The following is a 26,659-nucleotide window of genomic DNA, read 5'->3' as shown; positions in this document are numbered from 1 at the left end:
CAGGGGGGAGCTGCACAGTGTCAGGCCTACGTGCGCAGCGCCTGGCCGCGCGCCGGGCCGAGCGCAGGCGGACCGCGCGGCGTGGCGCCATGGTCGCGGCGGCCTCCGTGGTGGTGGCGATAGGCACCGCGACCGGAATGCTGTCCGCCGTCGACGACCGGCCCGACTCCGACCAGGCGAGGCCCGAGGTGACCAGCTCGCCATATCTCGCGCCGCAGCCCGCCGTCCCGACGCCGTCCGCCTCGCCCGGCGCGAGCGGCTCCGCCTCGCCGTCCCCCAAGAAGAAGGCCAGTCCCACGCCGTCCCGCACGAAGACGGAGACCGAGGCGAAGCGGCAGTCTCCCGCCACCTCCACCCGGCTCTACCGCCACCCCGAGTCCCAGGTGCTCGACTGGGTCCGCGACCACAGCGGCGACCCACGCCAGGCGGTCATAGCGTCCCGCATAGCCGACCAGCCCGCGGCGGTCTGGTTCGCCGACTTCACGCCGTCGACCATCACCTCCCGGGTCCGCGCGGTCACCTCCGGCGGCAGCGCGCGGGGCCAGGTGCCCGTCGTCGTGCCGTACGCCATCCCCGGCCGCGACTGCGGCGGCGCCTCGCAGGGCGGTGCCCCCGACCTCGACGCGTACGACGACTGGATCGACGCCTTCGCCGCCGGGCTCGGCTCCGGCGAGGTCATCGTGATCCTGGAGCCGGACTCGATCGCCCAGGCGGAGTGCCTCTCGGCCGGCGAGAGCGACCGCCGCTTCGCCTCGCTGGCGCGCGCGGGCCGCGTCCTCAAGGCCGCCAACCCCAAGGCACGGGTCTACTACGACGCCGGCCACTCCGGCTGGAACGACGCCGCGAAACAGGCCGGCCGGCTGCGGCAGGCCGGTGCCGCCTCGGCGGCCTCCTCGGACGGCATCTTCAGCAACGTCTCCAACTTCCACCGCACGGCCGACGAGATCGCCTACGACCGGCAGATCCTCGACGCCATGGACGGCCCGGCCGGCCTCGGCGCCGTCATCGACACCAGCCGCAACGGAAACGGCGCCCCGGCCGACGGCGAGTGGTGCGACCCGGCAGGCCGCAAGATCGGCCGGGCGCCCACCCTGAACACCGGGGAGGCGCGGATCGACGGCTACCTGTGGGTGAAACTGCCGGGGGAGTCGGACGGCTGCAAGGGGGCGCCGGGGACCTTCACGCCGTCGTACGCGTACGACCTGGCGCGCTGAGGAGGGCCTGCCTGGAAGGGCAGGGGGAGCGACGAGGCGCTCGGCGGACGATGTCACGACGTCCGCGCGCGGCCCCCGGGTGCCGGTGCGGCTGGAGACGGGGATCCCGCGCGCCGGAGCGACGGTTTCAGGGCCGCGGGCCGGGAACCGCCGCGGCCCGCCGGCTGACCTTCGGCCGGCCGCGGTCGCCCGCGCGCAGCACGCCCGCGAAGAGCACGAGCCCGCACGCCAGCACCGTCACCAGACCGAACGACACCGTCAGGCTGGTCGCCTGGGCGATACCGCCGATCGCGCTCGGCGCGACCAGACCCGAGGTGTAGGTGATGGTCGCGACCCCGGCGATGGCCAGGCTGGGGTTCGGCCCGCTGCGCCCCGCCGCGGCGAAGCACAGCGGTACGACGACGGCGATGCCGAGACCCATCAGGGCGAACCCGCCCATCGCCACGGCGGGATGGTTCGCGACGACGATGAGCAGCCCACCGGCGGCGGCGAGGACTCCGCCCACGCGCACCGTGCGCACGGAGCCGTACCGGTCCACCACCTTGTCGCCCACGAGCCGGGCGAGCGCCATGGTGAGCGTGAAGCCCGTGGTGCACGCGGCCGCCAGCCCCGCCGAGGCCTCCAGCTGGTCGCGCAGGTACACCGCCGACCAGTCCAGGCTCGCGCCCTCCGCGAACACCGCGCAGAACCCGACCGCGCCGATGAGCAGCGCCGACCGGGGCGGCAGCGCGAACCGGGGCGGCGGCGCCTCGTCCTCGGCGGGCTGGAGGTCCAGCACCCAGGCGCACGAGGCGACGCCGAGCACGGTCAGGACCCCGGCCGCCAGCACGTGGTGCAGCCGGGCGTCCGCGCCGAGATGGGCGGCGAGGGTGCCGGCCGCCGACCCGATCAGGGCACCCGCGCTCCACAGGCCGTGCAGGCCGGACATGATCGACCGGCCCAGGCGGTTCTCGACCTCGACACCCAGCGCGTTCATCGCCACGTCCGCCATGCCCGCGGTCGCGCCGTAGACGAACAGGGCGAGGCACAGGGTGAGGAGGTTCAGGGCGAGGGACGGCAGGACGAGGGACATGCTCCACAGGGCGATCAGGCCGCGCAGGGCGTTCCGGGCGCCGAAGCGGTGGCTGATCCTGCCCGCGAGCGGCATCGCCATGGACGCGCCGAGCGCGGGGAAGGCCAGGGCGAGGCCCAGTTGCCCCGCACTCACCGACGCGTGGTCCTGGATCCACGGCACCCGGGTCGCGAACGAACCGGTCACGGCCCCGTGCACCGCGAACACGGCGGCCACGGCGTACCGGGCCCGCCTCACCTCGACCTGCTCGTAGATCACTTCACTCATTCTCCGGCCCCTCCAGGGTTTCGGTCCCCGCTCGCCGACCGCGTAAACTATCAGGAACCCTGCCTGATAGATAGCGGCCAACCGGCCCCCTGTACGGCCCGCCGATCTGGAAGGATCCCGGCATGCCCGCATCCCCGAGCACCGCCCGGGCCATCAACGACCGACTCGCCCTGCGTCTGCTCCAGCAGGAGGGCCCGTTGACGGCAGGGCAGCTGAAGAAGCTCACCGGTCTGTCCCGGCCGACCGTCGCCGACCTCGTCGAACGCCTCACGGACTCCGGTCTGATCACGGTGGTCGGGGAGTCGGGCGAGCAGCGTCGCGGGCCGAACGCCAAGCTGTACGGCATCGTCGCCGACCGCGCCCATCTGGCGGCCCTCGACGTCCGTACCGAGGGAGTCGCGGTCCTCGTCTCAGACCTCCTCGGCCGGGTGCTCGCCGAGGCGTCCGTACCGATCGGCGACGACACGGGGACCGGATCCGCGGTGGAACAGGCGGTCACCCTCGTCGAGCGGGTGGCGAAGGAGGCCGGCGCCGACCGGCTGCACACTCTCGGCATCGGCGCGCCCGGCCTGATCGACCCGGCGAGCGGCGACCTCCACGACTCCTCGGGCCTGCCCGAATGGCACCGCCGGCTGGTCGCCGCGCTGCAGGAGCGCTTCCCCCGGGCCACGGTCAGCGTCGAGAACGAGACCAACCTCGCCGCCCTCGCCGAACAGCGCGACGGCGCCGCCCGCGACCGGGACACCTTCGTGCTGCTCTGGCTCGGCATGGGCATCGGCGCCGCGGTCGTCCTCGACGGCACCCTGCGCCGGGGAGCCTCCGGCGGCGCGGGCGAGATCGGCTTCCTCCCGGTGCCGGGCACGACCGGCCTGCCATCGGCGACCGGCTGCGACGGAGGCTTCCACTCCCTCGCGGGCGCCGGCGCGGTGGCCGACCTCGCGACGACCTACGGCGTGACGGCCCCGTCCGTCGCACACGAGCCCCGGGCGGCGGCACTGGTCCGCGCGGCGGTGGAGACGGTTACGAGCGCGGCGGCCGCGATGGACGGGGCGGTGGCGGACGGGCCGACGCCGGCGGACAGCACGCTGAAAGAACGGGGCGTCACGGCGGACCGCGCGCCCGGTGGAGTCGCGGCGGAGGGTGGCCTTGCCGAGCCGCGGGCCGCCTCCGCCGGCGGCCGGGACGTTCACGCCGCGGGCGGGCGTGTCGCGCCGCCCGCAGAGACCGCCCCCCGGCGTTTCGTTGGTGACCTCGCCGAGAGTGGCCGGGTCCAGCCGCAGGCTGCCTCCGGTGGCGGCCAGGACGCCCCCACCCGAGGCGGCCACGTCGCGCCGCACGCAGAGCCCGTCGCCGGCCGTTTCGTTCGTGACCTNCGACCTACGGCGTGACGGCCCCGTCCGTCGCACACGAGCCCCGGGCGGCGGCACTGGTCCGCGCGGCGGTGGAGACGGTTACGAGCGCGGCGGCCGCGATGGACGGGGCGGTGGCGGACGGGCCGACGCCGGCGGACAGCACGCTGAAAGAACGGGGCGTCACGGCGGACCGCGCGCCCGGTGGAGTCGCGGCGGAGGGTGGCCTTGCCGAGCCGCGGGCCGCCTCCGCCGGCGGCCGGGACGTTCACGCCGCGGGCGGGCGTGTCGCGCCGCCCGCAGAGCCCGCCCCCGGGCGTCTCGTTGGTGACCTCGCCGAAAGTGGCCGAGTCCAGCCGCCGGCTGCCTCCGGTGGCGGCCAGGACGCCCCCACCCGAGGCGGCCACGTCGCGCCGCACGCAGAGCCCGTCGCCGATCCCAGCCGGAACGCCCGCGCGGAGCACGGCCGCACCGCGCCGCACCCGGCCCCCGCCTCCGCCGCCGACCGCTTCCTCGACGCCCTCGCCGACCGTGTCGCCCTCGGTGCCGCCGCCGTCGTCGCCGTACTGGATCCCGGCTGCGTGGTGCTGGCGGGGGAGGTCGGCCGGGCGGGCGGTGAGGTTCTGGCGCGTCGTGTCCAGGAACGGCTCGCTCGGTTGTCCCCTCTGCCCACGGAGGTGCGGCCCAGCGCGCTGGGCGGGGGCGCGGTGCTGCGCGGGGCGCTGCTCACGGCGCGGGATCAGGCGCAGGACGACCTGTTCGCGCCCCGCAGGGCCGGCTAGTCCCGCCGAGCCAGGTAGTCCTCGAACGTGCCCTTGCCCACCGCCCGTTCCGGCGTCAGGTGACCGCCGGCCCGGAACTCCCGGTACGCCTTGCCCGCGAGCGGCACGTTCGCCACCACACGCTTCCGGCCCTTCGCCTTCAGGTACGCACGGGCCAGTGACTCGAACGACCGCACCTCGGGCCCGCCCATGTCGTCGACCCGGCCCGCGGGCGCCCCCACCGCCAACCCGGCCAGCCGGTCCGCCACTTCGGCCACCTCGATCGGCTGGTCCCGGACCCCCGCCGGCAGCGGCAGCACCGGTGACTTGGCCAGCACCTGGAACAGCTGCGCCAGCAGATCGTGGAACTGCGTGGTCCGCAGCACGGTCCAGCCGATCCCCGACGTCTCGATCCGCCGTTCCACGGCAAGCTTGGTCCGGTAGTAGCCGAACGGCACCCGGTCCACCCCGACGATCGAGATGTAGAGCAGGTGGCGCACCTCCGCCCGCCGCGCCGCCCCGATCAGGTGCTCCGCCGCCCGCTCGTCACCACCGCGCGGTGTGCTCGCGCAGTGCACGATCGTGTCCACGCCCGCGACGGCCGCGTCCAGTCCGGTGCCGCCCTCGCGCAGATCGACGGCGTACGGCTCCGCGTGCCGGCTGAGCACCCTCACCTCGTGCCCGTCCGCCCGCAACCGCTCGGTCACGAGCCGGCCGAGCGTTCCGGTACCGCCGGTCACCAGGATCGTGGTCATGCTGTTCATCCCCTTCGGACACCGGGCGCTTCCGGACGGAGCGCCCCTCGTCAGCTGAGACCGGACAGCCCTCGGCGACGTGACAGTCGCTACGGCCGCGTGAGCTGACTTCGTACGAAGACCAGCTTGTCGGGGTTCAGCACGGCCCGCACCTGCGCGATCACCCCGTCCCGCACCTCGAACGCGGCCACCGCGAGGAGCGTGTCCCCCGCCCAGGCGGCCAGCGCACTCGTGCCGTTGACCTCGGCCGCGGTGAACTCCAGGTCCGTTCCGAACCGCTCGAACGCGCCCATCGCGAACCGGACGACCTTCTCCCGGCCTTCGACGGGCCGCCGGGCGGCGCTGACCTTGCCGCCGCCGTCGCTCCACCAGCTCGCGTCGGCCGCGAGCAGTTTCTCCAGGCCGGCCAGATCGCCCTCCCGGGCGGCCGTGATGAAGGAGGCGACCAGCTCCCGCTGCCGCTCGGGGGCCGGCTCGAAACGGGGCCGCGGCTCGTCCACCCGCCGGACCGCCCGCCGGTACAGCTGACGGCAGTTGGCCTCGGTGAGGTCGAGCACGTCCGCGATCTCCCGGTGCCCGTACCCGAAGGCCTCCCGCAGCACGTACACGGCACGCTCGGTCGGCGTCAGCCGCTCCAGCAGGAGCAGCATCGCCATCGACACGGCGTCCCGCTGCTCGGCCGACTCCATGGGGCCGAGCGCTCCGTCGGAGGTGACGACCGGCTCCGGCAGCCAGGCCCCGACGTACCGCTCACGCCGGGCCCGGGCCGAGGTGAGCCGGTTGAGGCAGAGGTTGGTGACGACCTTGGCCAGCCAGGCCGCGGGATGTCCGATGTCCGCGCGGACGGCACCGCTGAAACGCAGATACGCGTCCTGGACCGTGTCCTCCGCCTCCTCGGCGGACCCCAGCATGCGGTAGGCCAGGCCGAACAGCCGGGGGCGGTGACGCTCGAACTCGTCGGCGGGCGCGCTCGTCATGCGTTCAGACTGCCAGAAGGGTCCCCTGTCGGAGCGGGGGAGACCCGGCGGCGGGCAAGGGCCGTCGTCACCGCCGCCGGGCCCGTCTGTGCGGGTGTCCACGCAAGGCGACCCTAAAAAGGACTAGACCATTGCGTCAAGGGATGGAGGTCGAGGTGAAGGAGTCAAGACCCGGTGCTCACGGGGGGATTGACGGCCTCATGACCCGGCCGGGAAGTCCATCGGCACGGCCTGTGAGCCACCCCACACCGTTCGCCCGTATGGACGTCGATCAGGCGTGGCACACTGGCTCTGTACCAGAAGCAGCGCACTCCGGGGTCGGTGAAAGTCCGAACCGGCGGTTACAGTCCGCGACCCGGTCGCTTCCAGCGGCCGGTTGACCAGGTGAAATTCCTGGACCGACGGTTAAAGTCCGGATGGGAGGCAGTGCGCGGCGGGCGGGCATTCGTGCGCGCCGCCGTACCGGTTCGTCCATGAGGCGAGCCCTGTCCGGCGTCGCCCCGGTGTCCCTGCCCGTACGTTCTGTCGTCATCGACAGCCCCGGAGTCCGTGCCCGAAGAGGCAGGAGGACCCGGGAAGTGTTCACCGGAATCGTCGAAGAGCTGGGTGAGGTCACCGCCGTCGAGAACCTCGGCGACGCCTCCCGCTTCAGGCTGCGCGGCCCCGTCGTCACCGAGGGTGCGAAGCACGGCGACTCCATCGCCGTCAACGGCGTCTGTCTGACCGTCGTCGACCACGAGGGCGACGAGTTCACGGCCGACGTGATGGCCGAGACCCTGAACCGCTCCAGCCTGGGCGCCCTCGCCGTCGGCTCCCGCGTCAACCTCGAACGCCCCATGGCACTCGGCGCCCGCCTCGGCGGCCACATCGTGCAGGGCCACGTCGACGGAACCGGCCAGGTGCTGGAGCGCAAGCCGTCCGAGCACTGGGAGATCGTGAAGGTCTCCCTCCCCGCGGACCTCACGCGCTACGTCGTCGAGAAGGGCTCCATCACCATCGACGGCATCAGCCTCACCGTCGTCGACGCCGGCCCCGACTACTTCACGGTGAGCCTCATCCCCACCACCCTCGCCCTGACCACGCTCGGCCACAAGCAGCCCGGCGACCCGGTCAACCTCGAGGTCGACGTCATCGCCAAGTACGTCGAGCGACTGATGGGCAGTCAGGGGGAGACTCGGTGAACTGGCTGAACTCCGAGGCGTTCGTCCTCTTCGACCAGCACATCCTGTGGTCGGACATGGTCGGCAACATCCTCGGCCTGATCGGTCTCGCGTTCGGCTGGCGCCGCTCCCTGTGGAGCTGGCCCGTCCAGTTCCTGTCCGGCCTCATCCTCTTCGGGGCCTTCTTCGGCCACCTGACCGGCAGCGCCGGCAAGCAGGCCGTCGTCATGGTCGTCGCCGGGTACGGCTGGTGGCAGTGGAACCGGAACAAGGGGCAGTCCGGCAACGGGCAGATCACCCCGCGGTTCGCCACCTGGCGCGAGCGCGCGGCGATGGTCGGCGCCGCCGCCGCCGGCACGGTCGCGGTCGCCCTGCTGTTCAAGGCCTACCCGACCCTGTCCTGGGACCCCTGGCCGGACGCCTACATCTTCGTCGGCACCGTCGTCGCCATGTACGCCCAGGCCCGCGGCATGGTCGAGTTCTGGTTCGCCTGGCTGCTGGTCGACCTGGTCGGCGTCCCGCTGAACTTCGCCAACGGCTACGCATTCTCCGGCTTCGTCTACATCATCTACGGCGCGCTCGTCCTGTGGGGCATGCGCGACTGGTGGCTGCGCTCCCGCAAGGGCCCGCAGCCCACCCTGGAAGGAGCGCCGGCATGAGCGCGGCACCGATCCTGTACAGCACCGACGGTTTCGAGGACTTCGCGCTCGACCCGATCGAGCAGGCCATCGCGGACATCGCGGCCGGCCGGCCGATCGTGGTCGTGGACGACGAGGACCGGGAGAACGAGGGCGACCTCGTCGTCGCCGCCGAGAAGGCGACCCCCGAGATCGTCGCCTTCATGATGAGCGAGTGCCGCGGCCTGATCTGCGCCCCCATGGAGGGCGAGGAACTGGAGCGCCTCCGGCTCCCGCAGATGGTCGACGACAACACCGAGTCGATGAAGACCGCGTTCACCGTCTCCGTGGACGCCTCCGCCGCTCACGGTGTGAGCACCGGCATCTCGGCCTCCGACCGCGCCACCACGCTTCAGCTGCTCGCGAGCGGTACGGCCGAGCCCACGGACCTCGTCCGCCCCGGACACGTCTTCCCGCTCCGCGCCAAGCCCGGCGGGGTCCTGGTCCGCAACGGTCACACCGAGGCCGCCGTCGACCTCGCCCGCCTCGCGGGCCTGCGCCCGGCCGGCGCGATCGTCGAGATCGCCGGCGAGGACGGCCGCATGCTGCGCCTGCCCGAGCTGATCCCCTTCGCCCGCAAGCACGGCCTGACGATCATCTCCATCGAGGACCTGATCGCCTACCGCCGCAGCTCCGAGCCCACCGTCCGCCGCGAGGCCGAGACCCGACTGCCCACCGTCCACGGCACCTTCACCGCGTACGGCTACCGCTCCACCGTCGACGGCGTCGAGCACGTCGCCCTCGTCCACGGCGAGATCGGCGACGGCGAGGACGTCCTGGTCCGCGTCCACTCCGAGTGCCTCACCGGCGACGTCTTCGGCTCCGCGCGCTGCGACTGCGGCCCTCAGCTGGACGCCTCCCTGGAGCGCATCCAGGCCGAGGGCAGGGGAGTGGTGGTCTACCTGCGCGGCCACGAGGGACGCGGCATCGGCCTGCTGTCCAAGCTGCGCGCGTACGAGCTCCAGGAGCAGGGTCACGACACCCTCGACGCCAACCTGGAGCTCGGCCTGCCCGCCGACGCCCGGGACTACGGCGCCGGCGCGCAGATCCTTCAGGACCTCGGCGTCCGCACCCTGCGCCTGATGACGAACAACCCCGACAAGACCGACGCGCTCGTCCGCCACGGCCTCAAGGTCACCGGCCGCGAGCCGATGCCGGTACAGGCGGGCGAACACAACCTCCGGTACCTGCGCACCAAGCGGGACCGGATGGGGCACGACCTGCCCTGGCTGGACACGACCCCCGTGTCCACCTGCGGCAACCAGTAAGCACACACCACGAGGAGACGCGAAACACGTGAGCGGCAAGGGTGCACCTGAACTGTCGGTACGCAACGTCGGAGACCTGCGGGTCGCCGTCATCGCGGCGCAGTGGCACGAAAAGGTGATGAACGGCCTGGTGGACGGCGCCCTGCGGGCCCTGCACGACCTGGGGATCGACGAGCCGACCCTGCTCAGGGTCCCCGGCAGCTGGGAGCTCCCGGTCGTCGCCAAGGTCCTCGCGGGCCGCGGCTACGACGCGATCGTCGCCCTCGGCGTCGTCATCCGCGGTGGCACCCCCCACTTCGAGTTCGTGTGCCAGGGCGTCACCCAAGGCCTCACCCAGGTCTCCGTCGAGACCGGTGTCCCCATCGGCTTCGGCGTCCTCACCTGCGACACCGAGGAGCAGGCCCTGGACCGGGCCGGCATCGAGGGCTCCCGTGAGGACAAGGGCCACGAGGCGGTGACGGCGGCGGTGGCCACGGCGGCCACCCTCCGCTCAGTATCCGAACCGTGGCGCTAGGGCGGGCGGCACTACGCGTAAAGTGAGCGCCACCATGTCCAATAAGACGTTCGAGGAGCTCTTCAGCGAGCTCCAGCACAAGGCCGCAACCGGCGACCCCGCCACCTCCCGCACCGCGGAGCTGGTCGGCAAGGGTGTCCATGCCATCGGCAAGAAGGTCGTCGAGGAGGCCGCCGAAGTCTGGATGGCCGCCGAGTACGAGGGCAAGGAGGCGGCCGCCGAGGAGATCTCGCAGCTGCTGTACCACGTCCAGGTGATGATGGTCGCCCGCGGCATCTCCCTGGACGACGTCTACGCCCATCTCTGAGCCGCACCACCCACCCGCACACCACCCACGCACGAACGAAGGAAGCCGACCTCATGCTGCGCATCGCCGTCCCCAACAAGGGTTCCCTGTCAGGACCTGCGGCGGAGATGCTGCATGAGGCCGGCTACCAGCAGCGCCGCGAGTCCAAGGAACTGCGGATCGTCGACCCGGAGAACGAGGTCGAGTTCTTCTACCTCCGCCCCCGCGACATCGCGATCTACGTCTCCTCCGGCAAGCTCGACATCGGCATCACCGGCCGCGACCTGCTGATCGACTCCGGCGCCGACGCCGAGGAGATCCTCCCCCTCGGCTTCGCCCGCTCCACCTTCCGCTACGCCACCAAGCCGGGCACGGCGAGCGGCGTGAAGGACCTGAACGGCATGACGGTCGCCACCTCCTACGAGGGGATCGTCGCCAAACACCTCGCCGACCACGGCATCGAGGCCTCCGTCGTCCACCTCGACGGCGCCGTCGAGACGGCCATAGAGCTGGGCGTCGCCGAGGTCATCGCGGACGTCGTCGAGACCGGCACCTCGCTGCGCAACGCGGGCCTGGAGGTCATCGGCGAGCCGATCATGAAGTCCGAGGCCGTCGTGATCCGCCGTACCGGCGCGGAGGCCGACGAGACGGTCGAGCCGAAGGTCCAGCAGTTCCTGCGCCGCCTCCAGGGCGTCCTGGTGGCCCGGACGTACGTGATGATGGACTACGACTGCCGGGTCGAGCAGCTCGAGAAGGCCGTCGCGCTGACTCCGGGCCTGGAGTCCCCGACCGTCTCCCCGCTGCACAACGAGGGCTGGGTCGCCGTCCGTGCGATGGTCCCGTCCAAGGAAGCCCAGCGGATCATGGACGACCTGTACGACATCGGCGCGCGGGCCATCCTGACGACGGCCATCCACGCCTGCCGTCTCTGAGGGGCGCGGTCAGATGTCCGAACTGCCCGCTCTCCCCGTCACGTTTCGGCCAGGGCGTACCCGTGCCGTGCTGCTGACCGCCGGCCTCGCGATCTTCGTGGTCATCACGACGGTCGCCATGCTGCTGGAGCAGCTCAGCTCCGGCGAGCGCCTCAGCTTCGTCTTCACCGGCGCGCTCCTGTTCGGCGTCCTGCTCCTGCTGTCGCGGCCGAAGGTCGTGGCCGACGAGTCCGGCGTCACCGTCGTCAACATCGCCAGCAAGCGCCGTCTGGACTGGGCCGAGATCATCCAGGTGAACCTCCGGCCCGGCGACCCCTGGGTCTTCCTCAACCTCAGCGACGGCACCAGCCTGCCCGCGCTCGGCATCCAGCCGGGCATCGCCAAGCAGCGTGCGATCGCCGACGCGCGCACGCTGCGGGCGCTGGCCGAGGCCCGCTCCGAGGCCCGCCCCGAGGAAGATCAGGGCTGACTCGAGGCCGTCCACCCTGCCGCACATGGCCATGTCTTGATTAATCTGTTCGCGGAGGCGTTTTTCGCTGCGCCTCCGCCCCTGCGCGCCGCCCGGCGCCCAGGGGTTCCTGCTACGCGAGGAGTGACCCTCTCCGGCGATGGACGGATCGTCCTGTAGTACCTGCGCCGCCCCCTGCCGACATACCGCGGACCGTGACCTCACGGACCGCGCGTACGCGGAGGCGGCGGCATCATGACCACCCCCCTGCTGCTCCTCGGAGCGGCGTTCCTGCTGATTCTCGCCAACGGATTCTTCGTCGCGGCCGAGTTCGGCCTGGTGACGGTCGAGGCGACGGAGGCCGAGAAGGCCGCCGCCGAGGGCGACCGACGGGCCCGTACGGTCGTCGAGTCCCTCAAGGAGCTGTCCTTCCAGCTCTCCGGCACCCAGCTCGGCATCACCATCACCTCGCTCGTCGTCGGCATGCTCGCCGAACCGGCGCTCGCGGAACTGCTGGACGGCCCCATCACCGCGACCGGCGTCCCCGAGGGCGCCGTCTCCGGTGTCGCCGTGGTCGTCGGCATGCTGCTGGCCTCGGCCGTGCAGATGGTGATCGGCGAACTGGTGCCCAAGAACTGGGCGGTGTCCAAGCCGATGCAGGTCGCGCGCTTCGTCGCCGGCCCGCAGCACGCCTTCGCCCGCCTGTTCCACCCGGTGATCGCCGCCCTGAACGCGGTCGCCAACCGCCTGGTCCGCGCGATGGGCGTCGAGCCCACCGAGGAGCTGGCCTCCGCCCGCACCCCCGGCGAACTCGTCTCCCTGGCCCGCCACTCCGCGCGGGCCGGTGCCCTGGAGCAGGACACCGCGGACCTCTTCGTACGGACACTGTCCCTGGCCGAGCTGACCGCGCAGCACGTGATGACCCCGCGGGTGAAGGTCAGCGCCCTGCAGTCGTCGGCCACCGCCGAGGACGTGGTCAACCTGACCCGCGCCACCGGCCTGTCCCGCTTCCCCGTCTACCGCGAGAAGATCGACGAGATCGTCGGCATGGTGCACCTCAAGGACGCCCTGGCCGTCCCGGTGGCCGACCGACTGCGCACCCCGGTGGGGCGCATCGCCCGTCGGGCACTGCTCGTGCCCGAGACCCTGCCCGTACGGCCCCTGCTCGCGCAGTTGCGCAACGAACAGCCCATAGCTGTCGTTGTCGACGAGTACGGCGGCACGGCCGGCGTCGTCACGCTGGAGGACATCGTCGAGGAGATCGTCGGCGAGGTCCGCGACGAGCACGACGGTCAGGACGTGCCGGAACTCGCCGCCGCCCCGCCGGAGGACGGCAGGCCCGCCTGGGAGGCCGACGGCAGTTGCCGCGTCGACATCCTCCGGCGCATCGGCCTGGACGTGCCCGAGGGGCCGTACGAGACCGTCGCCGGCCTGGTCGCCGACCTGCTCGGCCGCATCCCGGCCGTCGGCGACAAGACCGAACTGCCCGGCTGGCGCCTGTCCGTGCGCCAGGTCGGGCACTACCGCGCCGAGCGGGTCCGCCTGGTGCGGACGGCTCCCGTCGTGCTGGAGGCCGTCCGATGACCGTGCTCCAACTCCTGTTCGCCGCGGTGCTCGTGCTCGCCAACGGCTTCTTCGTCGGCGCGGAGTTCGCGCTCGTCTCCGTGCGCCGCAGCCAGATCGAACCGCTCGGCACCGCCCGGGCCCGCCAGGTGCTGTACGGCCTGGAGCGGCTGCCGCAGATGATGGCGGCCGCCCAGTTCGGCATCACCGTCTGCTCGCTGACGCTGGGCGCGGTCGCCGAACCGACGGTCGCGCGCCTGCTGGAGCCCCTCTTCGAGTGGGTCCACCTGCCGCACGGCATGATCCACCCGCTCGGTTACGTCATCGCGCTCGCCGCGGTCGTCTTCTTCCACCTCGTCATCGGCGAGATGGTCCCGAAGAACCTCGCGATGGCGGCCCCGGAGAAGGCCGCGCTGTGGCTCAGCCCCGGCCTGGTCACCTTCGCCCGCCTCTGCCGGCCGATCACCGTGGCCCTCGGTGCCTGCGCCGGCGGCATCCTGCGGCTCTTCGGCGTCGAACCCAAGGACGAGATCGAGGCCGTCTTCACCAGCGAGCAGCTCAACCGTCTGGTGGAGGACTCCGGCCAGGCCGGTCTGCTCGACCCGGAGGAGCAGGAGCGACTGGAGGACGCCCTGGAGCTGGGCTCGCGCCCGGTCACGGACGTGCTCCTGACCCGCGAGTCGCTGGTGACGGTCAGCCCTTCGGTCACCCCGGGCCAGATCGTCGAACTCACCGGGCACACCGGCTACTCCCGCTTCCCGGTGGCCGCGGAGACCGGCGCCTTCATGGGCTACCTGCACGTGAAGGACGTACTCGACCTGGAGGACTCCCAGCGGGCGGTGCCGCAGCAGGTGTGGCGGCCGATGACCACACTCAGGTCCGAACTGCCGCTCGACGACGCGCTCACGGTCATGCGCAGGGCCGCGACGCACCTCGCCCAGGTGGCGGACGCGTCCGGCAAGGTGCTGGGGCTCGTCGCGCTGGAGGACGTACTGGAGCTGCTCGTCGGCGAGGTTCGGGACCCGGCGCACCGGGAGGTGCCGGAGGTACGGGTCGCGGAGCCCCGGGTGAGCGGGGAGCCGGAGGAGGCGCTGGCGAGCTGAGGCACGCCGCCGCTGCGGGCAGTCGTGCCGCCGGGGCGGCGGGGTGGGCGCAGCGGCACTCCCGTCGGCACGGGGCTGCGCGACCCACCCCGCCCGCGCCGGCACCGGGCACCCGCCCGGTCCGTCACGTCGCCGACGGATCCTGCGGCCCCCGCCCCGACAGCACCTCTCCGTACGCCTGCATCAGATCCGGCAGCCTCAGCGTCGCGAGGTCGTTCCGGGTCAGCATCCCGGGATAGGTGGACAACCGCAGATCCCGGTACGCGCAGCTCTTCTCGTACAGCGTCCGCAGGAACCGCCCGTTCCCCAGCTCGTCGATCCACCCCTGGTCGACCACGTGCCCGGCGATGGACCGCAGCTCGTCCAGTGCCTCCTCGTCCCACGCGTCACCGTTCTCCGCGGCCAACACCTCGCCGATGGAGGTGAGTTCGAGCGGACGGTAGGACGGAAAGTCGACGCGGGTCGTGAAGCGGGACGACAGCCCGGGGTTGGCGGCCAGCAGACGGTCCATGCCCTCGGGATAGCCGGCCAGGATCACCACGAGGTGGTCGCGGTTGTCCTCGGCGCGCTTCAACAGGACCTGGAGCGCCTCGTCGCCGTACGCGTCGCCCTTGCCGTAGCCGGAGTTGGACAGCGAATAGGCCTCGTCGACGAAGAGGACACCGCCGAGCGCGGAGTCGATCAGCTCGTTGGCCTTCACGGCCGTCTGGCCGAGGTACTCGCCGACCAGGTCGGCCCGCTGGGCCTCCACGAGATGGTCGCCGCCGAGGAGTCCGAGGGCGTAGAAGACGCGGCCGAGGATACGGGCCACGGTGGTCTTGCCGGTGCCGGAGGGACCCGAGAAGACGAAGTGCCGCTTGGGCGGCTGGACCGGCAGGCCCTGCCCGGTGCGCAGCCGAGCCATGTTCAACTGTGCGGAGAGAGCTTTGACCTGGCGTTTCACCGGTTCCAGGCCCACCATGCGCTCGAGCTCGGCGAGCGCCTCGTCGAGTAACGCGGGATCGGTGGGCCCGGCGGGAAGCAACGGCGACGGTACGGCCTTCTCGCGCACCGTCGGGTCGGTGGCCGACGGCAGCGGACCGGCAGGCGGCAGGTCGGGCTCCGGGAGCCTGAGGTCCCGCCCTTCGGTGCCGAAGAGCGGGTCGAACCCGTCGGGGCCGTCCACCATGTCCTGCCCGGCCCCGGTGAGCGTGATCGCGGCGAGGTCGGTGGAGTCGTCGTATCCGTCGCCCTCGGCGATCGCGGCGAGCCGGGCCGAGGTGTCCATGAAGGCCGGGTCGACGCGGTGCACCGCGCGGTACAGGGGCAGGGCGGCCGCGCTGCGGCCGGTGCCCTCGTGGGCCCGCGCCAGCCAGTAGCGCAGTTCTTTGCGCTGGGGCTGCTCGCTGCGACAGCGCATCAGGGCCGCCGACAGCAGCGGTTCGGCCTGCCCGTACATCTCGAGGCGGACCCGGGCCATACCGCCGAACAGTCCCGCCTCGATGCCCAGCATGGGGTCGTTGACCAGCGGGTCGGTGTGCCGGACGAGCTGTTCCCAGTCCTTGACGAGGTAGGCGCGGCAGGCGTGCAGGAAGCGGACCTGGTGGTCGGCGTCGACCGGCGGCAGGCCCGCGAGGGCCCGGTCGAGCTCCGGGACGTGCCGGCCGTCCAGCCAGTGCGAGGTGTGGGCGAGGAGCAGGTCGCGCGGGCTCTCCAGCACGGGCTGGACCCACCAGCCCAGCCAGTACCAGGAGTTGAGGGTGCGCCGGTGCCGGGTGCGTTGTTCGCCGAAGCGGTCCCGGTGCCGGAACATCCTCAGCAGCGCGGTCGTCGTGTCCACGCGCAGCGCGTGCAGTCCGAGCCAGCCGTCGGCCATCCCGGGATCGATCCGCACCGCGGTGCGGAACTCCTCCTCCGCCTGCGGATAGGCGCCCATCGTGTAGGCGTCCACCCCTCGCAGCCAGGCGAGCTCGGCCGGGGCCTCGGGGCCCTGCGTGCCGAAGTCCATCACGTCCCCCACAAACCGTGCCCCCGTTTGGTTGGCCGGCGGGCCGGTGCCCGTCGACCGCTTGGTCCAACCGCTGTGCCGCGGACCGGAGTTGCAACGGTGCGCAGAGCAGCTGTCCGTAGGTCGCACCGAGGGCATCGTACCTGCGGTGGTGTCGCCCGCCGTAGGGTGCCGCACAGGCCGTTCGGCGAGGTGGGGGCGCGGGGGCGGACTCCCGCATGGTGACCGAGGGTGAGTGAATCGTGCCTCGGGGCGTCCGAATTGGGGAGAGAGGGCAGAACGAAGCCCCCGATCACGGGGGAACAACCGGGGGCTTCGCGTCTGACGGGCGGCTTCGAATGGCCGCACTTCAGAACGTAAGACCTGTACGGCCCCTCGGTCAAGCCGAGTTGAGGCACTCCGGGAACTTCTCCCGCAAGGCCCTTCACAGGTTCAGCACATTGCGGATGGTCCGTCACCGTACGTGACATCCTGGTCCGCGCCAACGGCCCCGGCAGGCCCGCGAACCACCTCATATCCCTCCTGACACTGCCGTACCAGAAGGTCGGCGAAGGGCCGGGAGGGGTCGTCGGCGAAGTGCCGTTGTTCCGCCCGGACCCACCCGGCCCAGAACTCCCGCTGTTCCTCCCCGTCCCGCGACCGCCCGCGTGCCCATGCCTCCTCGCGCGGCAACTCCATCCACAGCAGATGGGCCAGATGCGGACGCAGCGCCCGGCGGCCCGCACCGACGCCCTCGACCAGGACCACCGGGGCCGGCGGCAGCGGGTGTGGTGGGCCGAAGCGACGGGTGTGCCAGTCGTAGGGCGTGTACTCGGCGCGCTCGCCACGACCGAGCGGTTCGATCACCTGGGCCAGAAGGCGCCCGGTCCAGCCGAACAGCTCCTCGTGGCTGGCGATGTCGTCGAGGCGCAGCACCGGCGCCCCGCCCAGCTCCCGGGCCAGCCGGCCGGCGAACGTGGACTTCCCGGAGCCGGCGTGCCCGTCGACACCGATCAGGCGGACCGGGCCGCAGGACGGGGGCAGCCGGCGGAGCCGGGAGGCGAGGTCGCGGATGGCCGTTCCTCGGGGGAGCAGGGGGCGGGGACAGGGGGCAGCTCTTCTCCGTGCAGTCTAAGTCGGCCAGGTCATGCCAGTGGAGGAGACCAATATTGCCGGGCGTGGCATGGCCCGAAGTGCTGGCAGGAGCATGCGGGCTGCTCCATAGTTGGCGCACAACCGTGCATTGGACCTGCCCCGACTCGAACACCTGGGGGTCATTCCGCCCATGAGCAGAGCCGAACAGCCGTCCCGTAGAACCGTCCTGGCCGCCGCGGTCGCCGCCGCCGTGGCCGGCAGCGCGGGCCCGGCGTCCGCCGACACCGCGAGCAGTGCCGTGACCGACACAGCCGTCCGGGCACGCCCGGTCGACAACCGTTTCTGGACCTCGTACGCCGACTGGCGCGGCGGCGGTGCCAAGGGCACCCGGGCCGTCGCCGGCACCCGCCCCGGGCTCGTGATCGGCAGCCCCGTGGGCACCGTCGACTACACCGACCCGCACACCGGCAAGACGGCCGCCTGGGAGTACGCGACCTGGACGTCTCCCGTCCACGACCTCGCCGTCCCCTCCACCGAGGCGATCGCCTCCTGGAACGCGCGCACCCCGGCCGGCACCTGGATCCAGGTCGAGCTGAAGGGCACGTACTCCGACGGCACGGACACCCCCTGGTACGTGATGGGCCGCTGGGCGGCCGGCGACCAGGACATCAGACGGACCTCGGTCGACGACCAGAGCGACGGCAGGAGCAGCATCTGGACGGACACCTTCGCGATCGACGACCCGGCCACGGGCCTGCGCCTGGTGTCGTACCGCCTGCGGCTCACCCTCTACCGCAAGCCAGGCGTCAAGGTCACGCCCACGGTCTGGCGGCTGGGCGCGATGGGCTCCGACGTCCCCGACCGCTTCACCGTCGCGGCCTCCGTCCCCGGTCTGGCCCAGGAACTGACCGTGCCGCGCTACTCGCAGGAGAGCCACGTCGGCCAGTACCCCGAGTACGACAACGGCGGCGAGGCCTGGTGCAGCCCCACCTCCTCGCAGATGATCATCGAGTACTGGGGCGGCCGGCTCTCCCCGGGGCAGCTGGCCTGGGTCGACCCGGCGTTCGCCGACCCGCAGGTCTGCCACGCCGCCCGCTTCACCTACGACTACCAGTACGCGGGCTGCGGCAACTGGCCGTTCAACGCCGCCTACGCGGCCACCTTCAAGGGCCTCCAGGGCGTGGTCACCCGGCTCGGCTCCCTCACCGACCTGGAGACGCTGATCGCGGCGGGCATCCCGGCCATAACGTCCCAGTCCTTCCTCAAGGAGGAGCTCACGGGGGCGGGTTACGGCACCTCCGGGCATCTGATGACCGTGATCGGGTTCACGGCGGCCGGCGACGTGATCGCCAACGATCCGGCCTCGCCGACCAACGAGGCCGTGCGGCGCGTGTACAAGCGGCGCGAGTGGGAAAATATCTGGCTCCGTACCAAGCGGTACAACGCCAGCGGCAAGGTCGTCTCCGGCACCGGAGGCGTCTGCTACCTGTACTTCCCGGCGCAGCCGACCTCGCGCCAGCGCAAGGCGCTCGCGGCGGTGGGCGTGCGCTGAACCCGGCGTACGAACGGCCCCCGGAGTGCCTTCCGGGGGCCGTTCGCCTGTGACCAAGCTCTCTGCCGCAAAAGCCGCTCCGAGTGGCAAGGTGGACACTCCGGTGGGGGGAGTCCACCCGTACGTCCGAGCTCAGCGAGAAGCCATGACCGCACACTCAGCCACCGCCGCCCGCACTCGTACCGGCGGCCCCCGCGAGGACGGCCCGAAGGTCGTCGAGCACGTAGTGGGCTGGACCCTCGTCGTGGTGATCGCGATGCTCGTCACCCAGCTCGGCCTGCTGTGACCTGTCATATACCCGACCTGACATACTGCGGGTGTCCCGCCGCCCGCTGAGACCAGGGTCGAATTTGAATATCAGTCAACAGCGCGACGCCGCCCGTCCCCGGGCCCGCGGCACCGAGCGCTCGGTCGCACGCCGTGCCGAACTCATCACCATCGGGCGGAAGTTGTTCGCCGACACGTCGTACGACGCACTCTCGATGGACGACATCGCCCGCCAGGCGCATGTCGCCAAGGGGCTGATCTACTACTACTTCCAGTCCAAGCGCGGCTACTACCTGGCGATCATCCAGGACTCCGTCGCCGACCTGGTCACCTTCGCGGCGAGCGGTCTCGAACTGGAGCCGGTGGACCGGGTCCACCGCACCATCGACAGCTATCTGCGGTATGCGGAGCACAATCAGGCCGCCTACCGCGCCATCGTCAGCGGCGGTGTCGGCTTCGACGCCGAGGTGCACGCCATCCGGGACGGGGTGCGTGAGGCGATCGTCACCACCCTCGCCGAAGGGGCGTACGGCCGCAGCGACCTCGCGCCGGTGCCCCGCATGGGGCTGCTCGCCTGGCTGTGCAGCGTCGAGGGCGCCACCCTCGACTGGATCGACCGTCCCAAGCTGTCCCGCGACACGATGCGCGAACTGCTGGTGAAGACGCTCGGCGGATCGATGAGGGCCATCGAGGAGATGGAGCCCGCGTATCCGGCCCCGGAACCGGCCCGCCGCGACGACGGCTGATGGCCCCGGAACCGGCCCGCCGCGACGACGGCTGATGGCAGCGAACTGACGCCTGCGACTCACAACTGACGACTTGGGGCGAAGGCTCGTGGTCCTCCGCCCCAAGTCCCCGGCGAGCCGGGTTAGTTGATCGACCTGATCAGCTCACCGTCCGCGGTGTCCCCGCTCAGCTCCCAGAAGAACGTGCCGCCCAGACCCTGCGCGTCCTTGTACTTCATCTTCCCCTTGATCGTCTTCGGGGTGTCGTAACTCCACCAGTCGCTGCCGCACTTGGCGTACGCGGTGCCGCCGACTGTCCCGGTCGGCGGGCACGTGGTCTTCAGCACCTTGTAGTCCTCGAAGCCGGCCTCGTACGTGCCCGCCGCCGGGCCGGTGGCCGTGCCGCCCGGCTTCTCCTGCGTGACGCCGGTCCAGCCGCGTCCGTAGAAGCCGATGCCGAGCAGCAGCTTCGAGGACGGGATGCCCAGGCCGCGGAGCTTGGCGATGGTGGCGGCGGTGTTGTAGCCCTCCTCCGGGATGCCCGGGTAGGACGTCAGCGGGGAGTGCGGTGCCGTCGGGCCGGTGGCGGCCCAGGCGCCGAAGTAGTCGTACGTCATGGGGTTGTACCAGTTGACGTACCGCGCCGCGCCCGCGTAGTCAGCCGCGTCGATCTTGCCGCCGGGGGTGGCGTCGGCGGTGATCGCCGCGGTGACCAGCTGCCGCTTGCCGAACTTGGCGCGCAGCGCGGCCATCACGTCCCGGAACGCGTCCCGGCCGCTGGTGTCGCAGGTCAGGCCGCAGGCGTTCGGGTACTCCCAGTCGATGTCGATGCCGTCGAAGACGTCGGCCCACTTCGGGTTCTCGACCAGGTCGTAGCAGGACTGGGCGAAGGCCGCCGGGTCCTTGGCGGCCTCACCGAAACCGCCCGACCAGCTCCAGCCGCCGAACGACCAGATGACCTTGAGGTCGGGATGGAGCTTCTTCAGCTTGCGCAGCTGGTTGAAGTTGCCGCTCAGCGGCTGGTCCGCGGTGTCGGCGACACCGTCGACGGACTCCTCGGCGGTGAACGGCTTGTCGGTGTCCGCCCAGGCGTCGCCGAGGGCGCACTTGCCGTCGGTGACATTGCCGAAGGCGTAGTTGATGTGGGTGAGCTTGTCGGCGGAGCCCGAGGTCTCGATGTTCTTGACGTAGTACTGGCGGCCGTAGATGCCCCAGTCGGTGAAGTAGCCGACGACCTTGGAGCCGGCCGAACCGGCCGTACCTGTCACGTCGGCCGCCAAGGCCTCGGCGGCGGCGTCGGGCGTGGCGGTGGCGGTGGCGGTGCCCGCACCGGCGAGCAGGGCGGCGCCGAGGGCGGCGCAGCACGAGGCGGACAGGAGGGCCCGGAACCGGGCACGGGGGTGGAGCGGGGTGGGCATCGGGTGTCTCCTCGCAGGGGACAGGGAGGGGATCGCACGCCGATTGGCATGAACGCGGGGAAGCGTTGGAGCGAAACAGTAAGAGGACTAGACCATTCGGTCAATGGTTCGTACCAATTTCGGGGCGCGCCCGACGCGGCGCGATTTCTTGAAGTAAGCGGTCGTTAACTGGTGACGGAGTGCCTCCGATCGGGCATACTCACAGCGCACAGCCGCTGGTCAGCAGCTTCCGCGACCCGGGAGTGCGAGCATCGGCCGGCACCAGTGAGACCCGGCGGACCAGCCCCCACAACGGGCCTCCGCCCGTGCCCGACAGGGAGGAGAGTGTCGCCATGCCCGACCGCGCCCCGCAGCCGGTGGACCGGCAGTTGCCCACGGACGAGGCCCGGGACCTGATCTCGCTCGTCCGCGACATCGCGCAGCGCGAGATCGCCCCGAAGGCGGCCGAGGAGGAGGACGCCGGACGCTTCCCGCGCGAGGTCTTCACCCTGCTCTCCGAGTCCGGACTGCTCGGCCTGCCGTACGACTCCGAGTACGGCGGCGGCGACCAGCCCTACGAGGTCTACCTCCAGGTGCTCGAAGAACTCGCCGCCGCCCGCCTGACCGTCGGCCTCGGCGTCAGCGTGCACACCCTGGCCTCGTACGCGCTCGCCGCCTACGGCACCAAGGAGCAGCAGCTCGAGCACCTGCCCGCGATGCTCGGGGGAGGTCTGCTGGGCGCGTACTGCCTCTCGGAACCGGCCTCCGGCTCGGACGCCGCCTCACTGCGTACGAAGGCGGTACGGGACGGCGGGGACTGGGTGATCACCGGAACCAAGGCGTGGATCACGCACGGCGGCATCGCCGACTTCTACACCGTCATGGCCCGGACGGGCGAGGAGGGTCCGCGCGGGATCACCGCCTTCCTGGTGCCCGCCGACGCGGCGGGCCTGAGCGGCGCGGCGCCGGAGAAGAAGATGGGCATGAAGGGCTCACCGACCGCGCAGGTCCACTTCGACGGGGTCCGCGTCCCCGACGACCGGCGCATCGGCGACGAGGGCCAGGGCTTCGCGATCGCCCTGGCCGCGCTCGACTCCGGGCGGCTCGGCATCGCGGCCTGCGCGATCGGCCTGGCCCAGGCGGCGCTCGACGAGGCGGTGGCCTACGCGACCGGGCGGCGGCAGTTCGGACGGCCCATCGCCGACTTCCAGGGGCTGCGCTTCATGCTCGCGGACATGGCGACCCAGATCGAGGCCGGCCGGGCGCTCTACTTGGCGGCGGCGCGACTGCGGGACGCGGGCCGGCCGTTCGCCAAGCAGGCCGCCATGGCCAAACTGCACTGCACCGACACCGCGATGCGGGTGGCCACCGACGCCGTCCAGGTCCTCGGCGGGTACGGCTACACGGCCGACTTCCCGGCCGAGCGGTACATGCGCGAGGCCAAGGTCCTGCAGATCGTCGAGGGCACCAACCAGATCCAGCGGATGGTCATCGCCCGTCACCTGGCGGGTCCTGAGACCCGCTGAACTGACCCGACGTCACCTGGGGCGCCGCGAGCCGGGCCCACTCCGGGTCGTGGCGCCCCGGCAGGGTGCGGCCGCGGTCGGCCCACGTGCGCATCAGATCGCGGTAGATGGGCGGGTCCTGGGGCTGCGGCGGCGCAAGCGGAACCGATTTTGCGGATGCGGGAACCGGCGCGGGAACGAACACGCGGCGCTGACGCCCGGTCGCGGTAGAGGTGGGGGTCATACCAGGGCAACGCGAAGGTCCGGGGACAGGTCACCGGTTCTTGGATTCGGGCGTGAGTTCGCGGCCGTCCGGGGCGCCGCCGGTCCCTGGCTCGGGAGCAACGCGAGCCCTCTGGCGCGACGACACCCCGCCACCCGCTGTCACGGCACACCGAACCGTGCCACGGCGCGCTGTGAGCCGTGGCGCGGCTCGGTCACGGGGTGGGAGCGAGGCCGCTCAGGCGGCCTGGCGGCGCATGACAGGCACCCGGATGGGACGGGAGCCCGGTCCGCCGACGTGCGAGAAGGGCTGCGTCCGCCAGTCGAGCCCCTGAGGGAGCGTCAACAGGAGGGCGGTGTCCTGCTCCTGCGGCTCGGCCGACTCGTCCGCCGGACGGGCGTCGGACGCCTTGCGGCCGGTGCCGGTGCAGACCGTGAGCCCGAAGGGGTTCCACGGCGAGGCGCACAGCGCGTGCTCCGGCAGGACTTCCTCGTCCGCCAGCAGGGCGATGGGCTGCGCGCAGTCCGGGCAGACGACCCGGTACATCTCGAAGGTGTCGTAGGCGTCGAGTTCGTCGAGTTCGTCGGGTTCGACGCCCTCCGGCTCGGGCTCGACGACCAGCTGCGGCCGCTTGGGTGCGGTACGACCAGGGCGCTTAAGACTCTGCATTGGATTCTCCCCCTCGGGCTGGGCCGTGGCGGCGCTGCGGCCTCGACCACAGCAAGCACTTCCCGCCCCGTCTCGGCGGTAATCACGAGAACATCACGGAGCCGGTCAGGGGGGTGTGGTCTTCGTCACATGCCATCCGCAGGTGCCCGAGGCGGCCGCTTTGTCCCCCGGATGGCGCACAGGCCGCCCCCTGCCGCATCACGAACCGGGCATGACCTGCGCCGCTCAGGTATCGGAGGAGATCAGCGGCACTGTAGGTTCTTACGCCATGGAGGAGCTCGACCGGCAAATCGTGCAGTTGCTCGTCAAGGACGGGCGGATGAGCTACACAGACCTGGGCAAGGCCACCGGCCTGTCCACGTCGGCCGTGCACCAGCGGGTGCGCCGGCTGGAACAGCGCGGGGTCATCCGCGGCTATGCCGCGGTGGTCGACCCCGAAGCCGTCGGCCTGCCCCTGACCGCCTTCATCTCCGTGAAGCCGTTCGACCCCAGCGCCCCCGACGACATCGCGGACCGCCTCGCCGGCGTCCCCGAGATCGAGGCCTGCCACAGCGTCGCCGGCGACGAGAACTACATCCTCAAGGTGCGGGTCTCCACCCCGCACGACCTGGAGGAGCTGCTGGCCCGGCTCAGGTCGCTGGCGGGGGTGTCCACGCGGACGACGGTGGTGCTGTCCACGCCGTACGAGGCACGGCCGCCCCGGATCTGACCGACCTGAGTGCCGGGCGCCCCGGGCGAGGCGCGAAACTGTCCCTCATGAGTGAACGCACCGCCGAACCGACCACCGTCCTCCTCCGCCGCGGCGAGGTGCACAGCCCCGCCGACCCGTTCGCGACGGCGATGGTCGTGGAGCGCGGCCAAGTCGCCTGGGTCGGCTCCGAGGGCGCGGCCGACGCCTTCGCGGACGGTGTCGACGCGGTGATCGACCTGGACGGGGCGCTGGTCACCCCCGCGTTCACCGACGCGCACGTGCACACCACGTCCACCGGCCTCGCCCTCACCGGCCTCGACCTGTCCGACGCGCCGTCCCTCGACGCGGCCCTCGCGCTCGTACGGGACTTCGCCGCCGCCCGCCCGAACGACCGCGTGCTCCTCGGCCACGGCTGGGACGCCGCCCGCTGGCCCGGCGGCCGCCCCCCGGCCCGCGCCGAACTCGACGCGGCCACCGGCGGACGTCCGCTGTACCTCAGCCGGATCGACGTCCACTCGGCGGTCGTCACGACGGCCCTGCTGGACCTGACCCCCGGCCTCGACGCTCCGGACGCCCCGCTGACCGCCGACGCCCACCACGCCGTACGCGCCGCCGCCCTCGGCGCTGTGAGGCCGCAGCAGCGCACCGAGGCCCAGCGCGCCGCCCTCGCCCACGCCGCCTCACTCGGCATCGGAACCGTCCACGAGTGCGCGGGGCCGGAGATCTCCTCCGAGGAGGACTTCACCGGGCTGCTCCGGATCGCGGCCGAGGAGACCGGGCCCCGGGTGGTCGGCTACTGGGCCGACCAGGACATCGACAAGGCGCGCGAGTTGGGCGCGATCGGCGCGGCCGGCGACCTGTTCGTGGACGGCGCCCTCGGCTCCCACACCGCCTGTCTGCACCAGCCGTACACCGACGCCGGCCACACCGGCACCGCCTACCTGGACGCCGCCGCGGTGGCCGCACACGTCACCGCGTGCACCGAGGCGGGCCTCCAGGCGGGCTTCCACGCGATCGGCGACGCCGCCGTGACCGCCGTCGTCGAGGGTGTGCGCGCCGCCGCGGAGAAACTCGGCCTCGCCCGTGTCCGGGCCGCCCGGCACCGTGTCGAGCATGCCGAGATGCTCACGCCCGAGACGATCGCGGCCTTCGCGGAACTCGGCCTGACCGCGTCCGTCCAGCCCGCCTTCGACGCGCTGTGGGGAGGCGAGGACGGCATGTACGCCCAGCGCCTGGGCGCCGAGCGGGCCCGCACCCTGAACCCCTTCGCGGCCTTGCTGCGGGCCGGCGTCCCACTGGCCTTCGGTTCCGACAGCCCGGTCACGCCCCTCGACCCGTGGGGCACGGTCCGCGCGGCCGCCTTCCACCGGACCCCCGAGCACCGCGTCTCCGTGCGCGCCGCGTTCACGGCGCACACCCGCGGCGGCTGGCGGGCGGTCGGACGGGACGACGCGGGCGTCCTGGTGCCGGGCGCGCCCGCGGACTACGCCGTCTGGCGCACCGAGGAACTCGTGGTCCAGGCCCCGGACGACCGGGTCGCGCGCTGGTCCACCGACCCCCGCTCCGGAACCCCCGGTCTGCCCGACCTGACCCCCGGCCGTGACCTCCCCGTGTGCCTGCGCACCGTGGTGGGCGGACGGACCGTGTTCGTACGGCCGGGCGAGTGATCTACCGGGGCGGCGCACCGCCGATCGGTCGTCGCCGCCCCGTCGCGTCACCTGCGTATCCTCGCCGCTGACCAGGGCTTTGACCGAAGAGGCGCAGGTGAAACGGCTGTTGACAGCCGACGGCAGCGGGCCGGTAGGTTCGGCCGAGTCCACCACCGGACGCCCGACCGGGGAACATCCGCGCACTCGCCGCCGCGCTGCTGGGTCAGGGACGGTGTGCCGCACCGGGGCACCGCCACTGGCAGCCAGGCCCAGCGCCCGCGCCACGACGAGGGAAGGTTCGGGCCGGTCGGGGAGGTGTGACCAGGGTGGGGCCCGGGCGCTCAGTAGACAACGGCTTTCGGTCGATCCGCAGCCAGCGGGTCCCAGGTCGGCCCGAAGGGCGCCGGGCCCCCATCCGCAGCACGCACCGCCCTCGATGCGGCACGCACGGTCCCGAAAAGGGCATTCTTACCCCGCTTTTGTGGAAACGACACCACCATACTTACGTCCTGTCACGTCATCGCAGGCGGCGGCCACTATGGTGGACCTCTGCGTACGGACTTGAAGGGGCAGC

General features: G+C 72.1%; 24 protein-coding genes, 1 pseudogene and 1 riboswitch. Of the genes and pseudogenes, 18 read left to right on the top strand and 7 right to left on the bottom strand.

The features are described from left to right. The first annotated feature begins 89 nt into the window (after positions 1-89). Positions 90-1,214 carry a glycoside hydrolase family 6 protein gene (locus ACWBNA_RS15165; protein WP_482704973.1) on the top strand — a complete coding sequence of 375 codons (1,125 nt, stop codon included), beginning with the start codon at positions 90-92 and terminating at the stop codon, positions 1,212-1,214. Between the two features lie 127 nt (positions 1,215-1,341). Here ACWBNA_RS15165 and ACWBNA_RS15160 read toward each other — a convergent pair whose 3' ends face one another. After that, positions 1,342-2,553: an MFS transporter gene (locus tag ACWBNA_RS15160; protein ID WP_482704856.1), complete on the bottom strand. Its 1,212-nt coding sequence runs from the start codon at positions 2,551-2,553 to the stop codon at positions 1,342-1,344. Between the two features lie 122 nt (positions 2,554-2,675). Here ACWBNA_RS15160 and ACWBNA_RS15155 point away from each other — a divergent pair, with 122 nt between their 5' ends. Both ACWBNA_RS15155 and ACWBNA_RS15150 read left to right on the top strand, forming a co-directional pair. Further along, positions 2,676-3,941 carry an ROK family transcriptional regulator gene (locus ACWBNA_RS15155; protein WP_482704855.1) on the top strand — a complete coding sequence of 422 codons (1,266 nt, stop codon included), beginning with the start codon at positions 2,676-2,678 and terminating at the stop codon, positions 3,939-3,941. Positions 3,942-4,402: 461 nt separating this feature from the next. Next, positions 4,403-4,684: pseudogene (locus tag ACWBNA_RS15150) on the top strand (ROK family protein); the annotation flags it as partial. On the opposite strand, the gene ACWBNA_RS15145 reads toward ACWBNA_RS15150, so the two are convergent. Both ACWBNA_RS15145 and ACWBNA_RS15140 read right to left on the bottom strand, forming a co-directional pair. Beyond that, complete coding sequence (locus tag ACWBNA_RS15145; protein WP_482704854.1) at positions 4,681-5,418, bottom strand: SDR family oxidoreductase; 738 nt, start codon at positions 5,416-5,418, stop codon at positions 4,681-4,683. The pseudogene ACWBNA_RS15150 and the gene ACWBNA_RS15145 overlap by 4 nt on opposite strands. Positions 5,419-5,507: 89 nt before the next feature. Beyond that, positions 5,508-6,395 carry an RNA polymerase sigma-70 factor gene (locus ACWBNA_RS15140; RefSeq protein WP_482704853.1) on the bottom strand — a complete coding sequence of 296 codons (888 nt, stop codon included), beginning with the start codon at positions 6,393-6,395 and terminating at the stop codon, positions 5,508-5,510. 303 nt (positions 6,396-6,698) lie between these two features. Further along, positions 6,699-6,829, top strand: a riboswitch (FMN riboswitch). 144 nt (positions 6,830-6,973) lie between these two features. Between ACWBNA_RS15140 and ACWBNA_RS15135 the strand changes: the two genes are divergently transcribed. From ACWBNA_RS15135 to ACWBNA_RS15095, 9 genes are all read left to right on the top strand, one after another. Next, positions 6,974-7,576 carry a riboflavin synthase gene (locus ACWBNA_RS15135; RefSeq protein ID WP_482704852.1) on the top strand — a complete coding sequence of 201 codons (603 nt, stop codon included), beginning with the start codon at positions 6,974-6,976 and terminating at the stop codon, positions 7,574-7,576. Then, on the top strand, positions 7,573-8,214 hold the full coding sequence (locus ACWBNA_RS15130; protein WP_482704851.1) for a nicotinamide mononucleotide transporter family protein: 642 nt from the start codon (positions 7,573-7,575) through the stop codon (positions 8,212-8,214). The genes ACWBNA_RS15135 and ACWBNA_RS15130 overlap by 4 nt, the downstream gene beginning before the upstream one ends. Further along, the gene (locus ACWBNA_RS15125) at positions 8,211-9,500 is read left to right on the top strand and encodes a bifunctional 3,4-dihydroxy-2-butanone-4-phosphate synthase/GTP cyclohydrolase II (protein WP_482704850.1); all 1,290 of its coding nucleotides are present in this window, start codon (positions 8,211-8,213) and stop codon (positions 9,498-9,500) included. Before ACWBNA_RS15130 ends, ACWBNA_RS15125 begins: the two co-directional genes overlap by 4 nt. A 28-nt stretch (positions 9,501-9,528) precedes the next feature. After that, positions 9,529-10,014 (top strand): 6,7-dimethyl-8-ribityllumazine synthase, encoded by a 486-nt coding sequence (gene ribH, locus ACWBNA_RS15120; protein WP_482704849.1) that lies wholly within the window; start codon positions 9,529-9,531, stop codon positions 10,012-10,014. A 34-nt stretch (positions 10,015-10,048) separates the two neighbouring features. Continuing rightward, positions 10,049-10,321 (top strand): phosphoribosyl-ATP diphosphatase, encoded by a 273-nt coding sequence (locus ACWBNA_RS15115; RefSeq protein WP_217239573.1) that lies wholly within the window; start codon positions 10,049-10,051, stop codon positions 10,319-10,321. Positions 10,322-10,374: 53 nt separating this feature from the next. Next, entirely contained in the window at positions 10,375-11,232 is an 858-nt protein-coding gene (gene hisG / locus ACWBNA_RS15110; RefSeq protein ID WP_482704848.1) for an ATP phosphoribosyltransferase, read from the top strand. 13 nt (positions 11,233-11,245) lie between these two features. Further along, a complete protein-coding gene (locus ACWBNA_RS15105; protein ID WP_482704847.1) occupies positions 11,246-11,701 on the top strand; it encodes a PH domain-containing protein in 456 nt (151 codons plus the stop codon). Between the two features lie 234 nt (positions 11,702-11,935). Further along, positions 11,936-13,264, top strand: coding sequence for a hemolysin family protein (locus ACWBNA_RS15100; RefSeq protein WP_482704846.1), 1,329 nt, complete (start codon positions 11,936-11,938; stop codon positions 13,262-13,264). Further along, positions 13,261-14,346, top strand: coding sequence for a hemolysin family protein (locus tag ACWBNA_RS15095; RefSeq protein ID WP_482704845.1), 1,086 nt, complete (start codon positions 13,261-13,263; stop codon positions 14,344-14,346). The genes ACWBNA_RS15100 and ACWBNA_RS15095 overlap by 4 nt, the downstream gene beginning before the upstream one ends. Before the next feature lie 124 nt (positions 14,347-14,470). Here ACWBNA_RS15095 and ACWBNA_RS15090 read toward each other — a convergent pair whose 3' ends face one another. Next, on the bottom strand, positions 14,471-16,333 hold the full coding sequence (locus tag ACWBNA_RS15090; RefSeq protein ID WP_482704844.1) for an AAA family ATPase: 1,863 nt from the start codon (positions 16,331-16,333) through the stop codon (positions 14,471-14,473). Between the two features lie 432 nt (positions 16,334-16,765). Further along, the gene (locus tag ACWBNA_RS15085) at positions 16,766-17,386 is read right to left on the bottom strand and encodes a uridine kinase family protein (RefSeq protein WP_482704972.1); all 621 of its coding nucleotides are present in this window, start codon (positions 17,384-17,386) and stop codon (positions 16,766-16,768) included. A 211-nt stretch (positions 17,387-17,597) separates the two neighbouring features. Here ACWBNA_RS15085 and ACWBNA_RS15080 point away from each other — a divergent pair, with 211 nt between their 5' ends. The 3 genes from ACWBNA_RS15080 to ACWBNA_RS15070 all read left to right on the top strand — a co-directional run bounded on the left by ACWBNA_RS15080 (position 17,598) and on the right by ACWBNA_RS15070 (position 19,972). Next, positions 17,598-18,959, top strand: a complete 1,362-nt coding sequence (locus ACWBNA_RS15080; RefSeq protein WP_482704843.1) for a peptidase C39 family protein — start codon at positions 17,598-17,600, stop codon at positions 18,957-18,959. A 145-nt stretch (positions 18,960-19,104) separates the two neighbouring features. Continuing rightward, positions 19,105-19,245 (top strand): SCO1431 family membrane protein, encoded by a 141-nt coding sequence (locus tag ACWBNA_RS15075; protein WP_482704842.1) that lies wholly within the window; start codon positions 19,105-19,107, stop codon positions 19,243-19,245. A 64-nt stretch (positions 19,246-19,309) separates the two neighbouring features. Then, positions 19,310-19,972 (top strand): TetR/AcrR family transcriptional regulator, encoded by a 663-nt coding sequence (locus ACWBNA_RS15070; RefSeq protein WP_482704841.1) that lies wholly within the window; start codon positions 19,310-19,312, stop codon positions 19,970-19,972. Positions 19,973-20,094: 122 nt separating this feature from the next. On the opposite strand, the gene ACWBNA_RS15065 is transcribed toward ACWBNA_RS15070, so the two are convergent. Next, positions 20,095-21,369 (bottom strand): glycoside hydrolase family 18 protein, encoded by a 1,275-nt coding sequence (locus ACWBNA_RS15065; RefSeq protein ID WP_482704840.1) that lies wholly within the window; start codon positions 21,367-21,369, stop codon positions 20,095-20,097. A gap of 332 nt (positions 21,370-21,701) precedes the next feature. Here ACWBNA_RS15065 and ACWBNA_RS15060 point away from each other — a divergent pair, with 332 nt between their 5' ends. Then, a complete protein-coding gene (locus ACWBNA_RS15060) occupies positions 21,702-22,874 on the top strand; it encodes an acyl-CoA dehydrogenase family protein (RefSeq protein WP_482704839.1) in 1,173 nt (390 codons plus the stop codon). 439 nt (positions 22,875-23,313) lie between these two features. On the opposite strand, the gene ACWBNA_RS15055 is transcribed toward ACWBNA_RS15060, so the two are convergent. Continuing rightward, positions 23,314-23,745 (bottom strand): hypothetical protein, encoded by a 432-nt coding sequence (locus ACWBNA_RS15055; RefSeq protein WP_482704838.1) that lies wholly within the window; start codon positions 23,743-23,745, stop codon positions 23,314-23,316. A 268-nt stretch (positions 23,746-24,013) separates the two neighbouring features. Here ACWBNA_RS15055 and ACWBNA_RS15050 point away from each other — a divergent pair, with 268 nt between their 5' ends. Together ACWBNA_RS15050 and ACWBNA_RS15045 are read left to right on the top strand one after the other, a co-directional pair. Beyond that, positions 24,014-24,454: an Lrp/AsnC family transcriptional regulator gene (locus ACWBNA_RS15050; RefSeq protein WP_482704837.1), complete on the top strand. Its 441-nt coding sequence runs from the start codon at positions 24,014-24,016 to the stop codon at positions 24,452-24,454. A 47-nt stretch (positions 24,455-24,501) separates the two neighbouring features. Continuing rightward, on the top strand, positions 24,502-26,103 hold the full coding sequence (locus tag ACWBNA_RS15045) for an amidohydrolase (RefSeq protein ID WP_482704836.1): 1,602 nt from the start codon (positions 24,502-24,504) through the stop codon (positions 26,101-26,103). Positions 26,104-26,659: the final 556 nt, after the last annotated feature.

It is taken from the genome of Streptomyces sp. Q2 (assembly GCF_056820935.1).
The sequence above is the reverse complement of the archived record's forward strand: the minus strand, read 5'-3'. Positions and strand labels throughout refer to the sequence as shown.

Bases quoted from the DNA above. Each gene is read 5' to 3' on its own strand.
- ACWBNA_RS15090 (WP_482704844.1), bottom strand. From the start codon at position 16,333: ATGGACTTCGGCACGCAGGGCCCCGAGGCCCCGGCCGAGCTCGCCTGG.
- ACWBNA_RS15160 (WP_482704856.1), bottom strand. From the start codon at position 2,553: ATGAGTGAAGTGATCTACGAGCAGGTCGAGGTGAGGCGGGCCCGGTAC.
- ACWBNA_RS15050 (WP_482704837.1), top strand. From the start codon at position 24,014: ATGGAGGAGCTCGACCGGCAAATCGTGCAGTTGCTCGTCAAGGACGGG.
- ACWBNA_RS15140 (WP_482704853.1), bottom strand. From the start codon at position 6,395: ATGACGAGCGCGCCCGCCGACGAGTTCGAGCGTCACCGCCCCCGGCTG.
- ACWBNA_RS15145 (WP_482704854.1), bottom strand. From the start codon at position 5,418: ATGACCACGATCCTGGTGACCGGCGGTACCGGAACGCTCGGCCGGCTC.
- ACWBNA_RS15080 (WP_482704843.1), top strand. From the start codon at position 17,598: ATGAGCAGAGCCGAACAGCCGTCCCGTAGAACCGTCCTGGCCGCCGCG.
- ACWBNA_RS15100 (WP_482704846.1), top strand. From the start codon at position 11,936: ATGACCACCCCCCTGCTGCTCCTCGGAGCGGCGTTCCTGCTGATTCTC.
- ACWBNA_RS15065 (WP_482704840.1), bottom strand. From the start codon at position 21,369: ATGCCCACCCCGCTCCACCCCCGTGCCCGGTTCCGGGCCCTCCTGTCC.
- ACWBNA_RS15125 (WP_482704850.1), top strand. From the start codon at position 8,211: ATGAGCGCGGCACCGATCCTGTACAGCACCGACGGTTTCGAGGACTTC.
- ACWBNA_RS15115 (WP_217239573.1), top strand. From the start codon at position 10,049: ATGTCCAATAAGACGTTCGAGGAGCTCTTCAGCGAGCTCCAGCACAAG.
- ACWBNA_RS15055 (WP_482704838.1), bottom strand. From the start codon at position 23,745: ATGCAGAGTCTTAAGCGCCCTGGTCGTACCGCACCCAAGCGGCCGCAG.
- ACWBNA_RS15045 (WP_482704836.1), top strand. From the start codon at position 24,502: ATGAGTGAACGCACCGCCGAACCGACCACCGTCCTCCTCCGCCGCGGC.
- ACWBNA_RS15165 (WP_482704973.1), top strand. From the start codon at position 90: ATGGTCGCGGCGGCCTCCGTGGTGGTGGCGATAGGCACCGCGACCGGA.
- ACWBNA_RS15095 (WP_482704845.1), top strand. From the start codon at position 13,261: ATGACCGTGCTCCAACTCCTGTTCGCCGCGGTGCTCGTGCTCGCCAAC.
- ACWBNA_RS15075 (WP_482704842.1), top strand. From the start codon at position 19,105: ATGACCGCACACTCAGCCACCGCCGCCCGCACTCGTACCGGCGGCCCC.
- ACWBNA_RS15060 (WP_482704839.1), top strand. From the start codon at position 21,702: ATGCCCGACCGCGCCCCGCAGCCGGTGGACCGGCAGTTGCCCACGGAC.
- hisG (WP_482704848.1), top strand. From the start codon at position 10,375: ATGCTGCGCATCGCCGTCCCCAACAAGGGTTCCCTGTCAGGACCTGCG.
- ACWBNA_RS15105 (WP_482704847.1), top strand. From the start codon at position 11,246: ATGTCCGAACTGCCCGCTCTCCCCGTCACGTTTCGGCCAGGGCGTACC.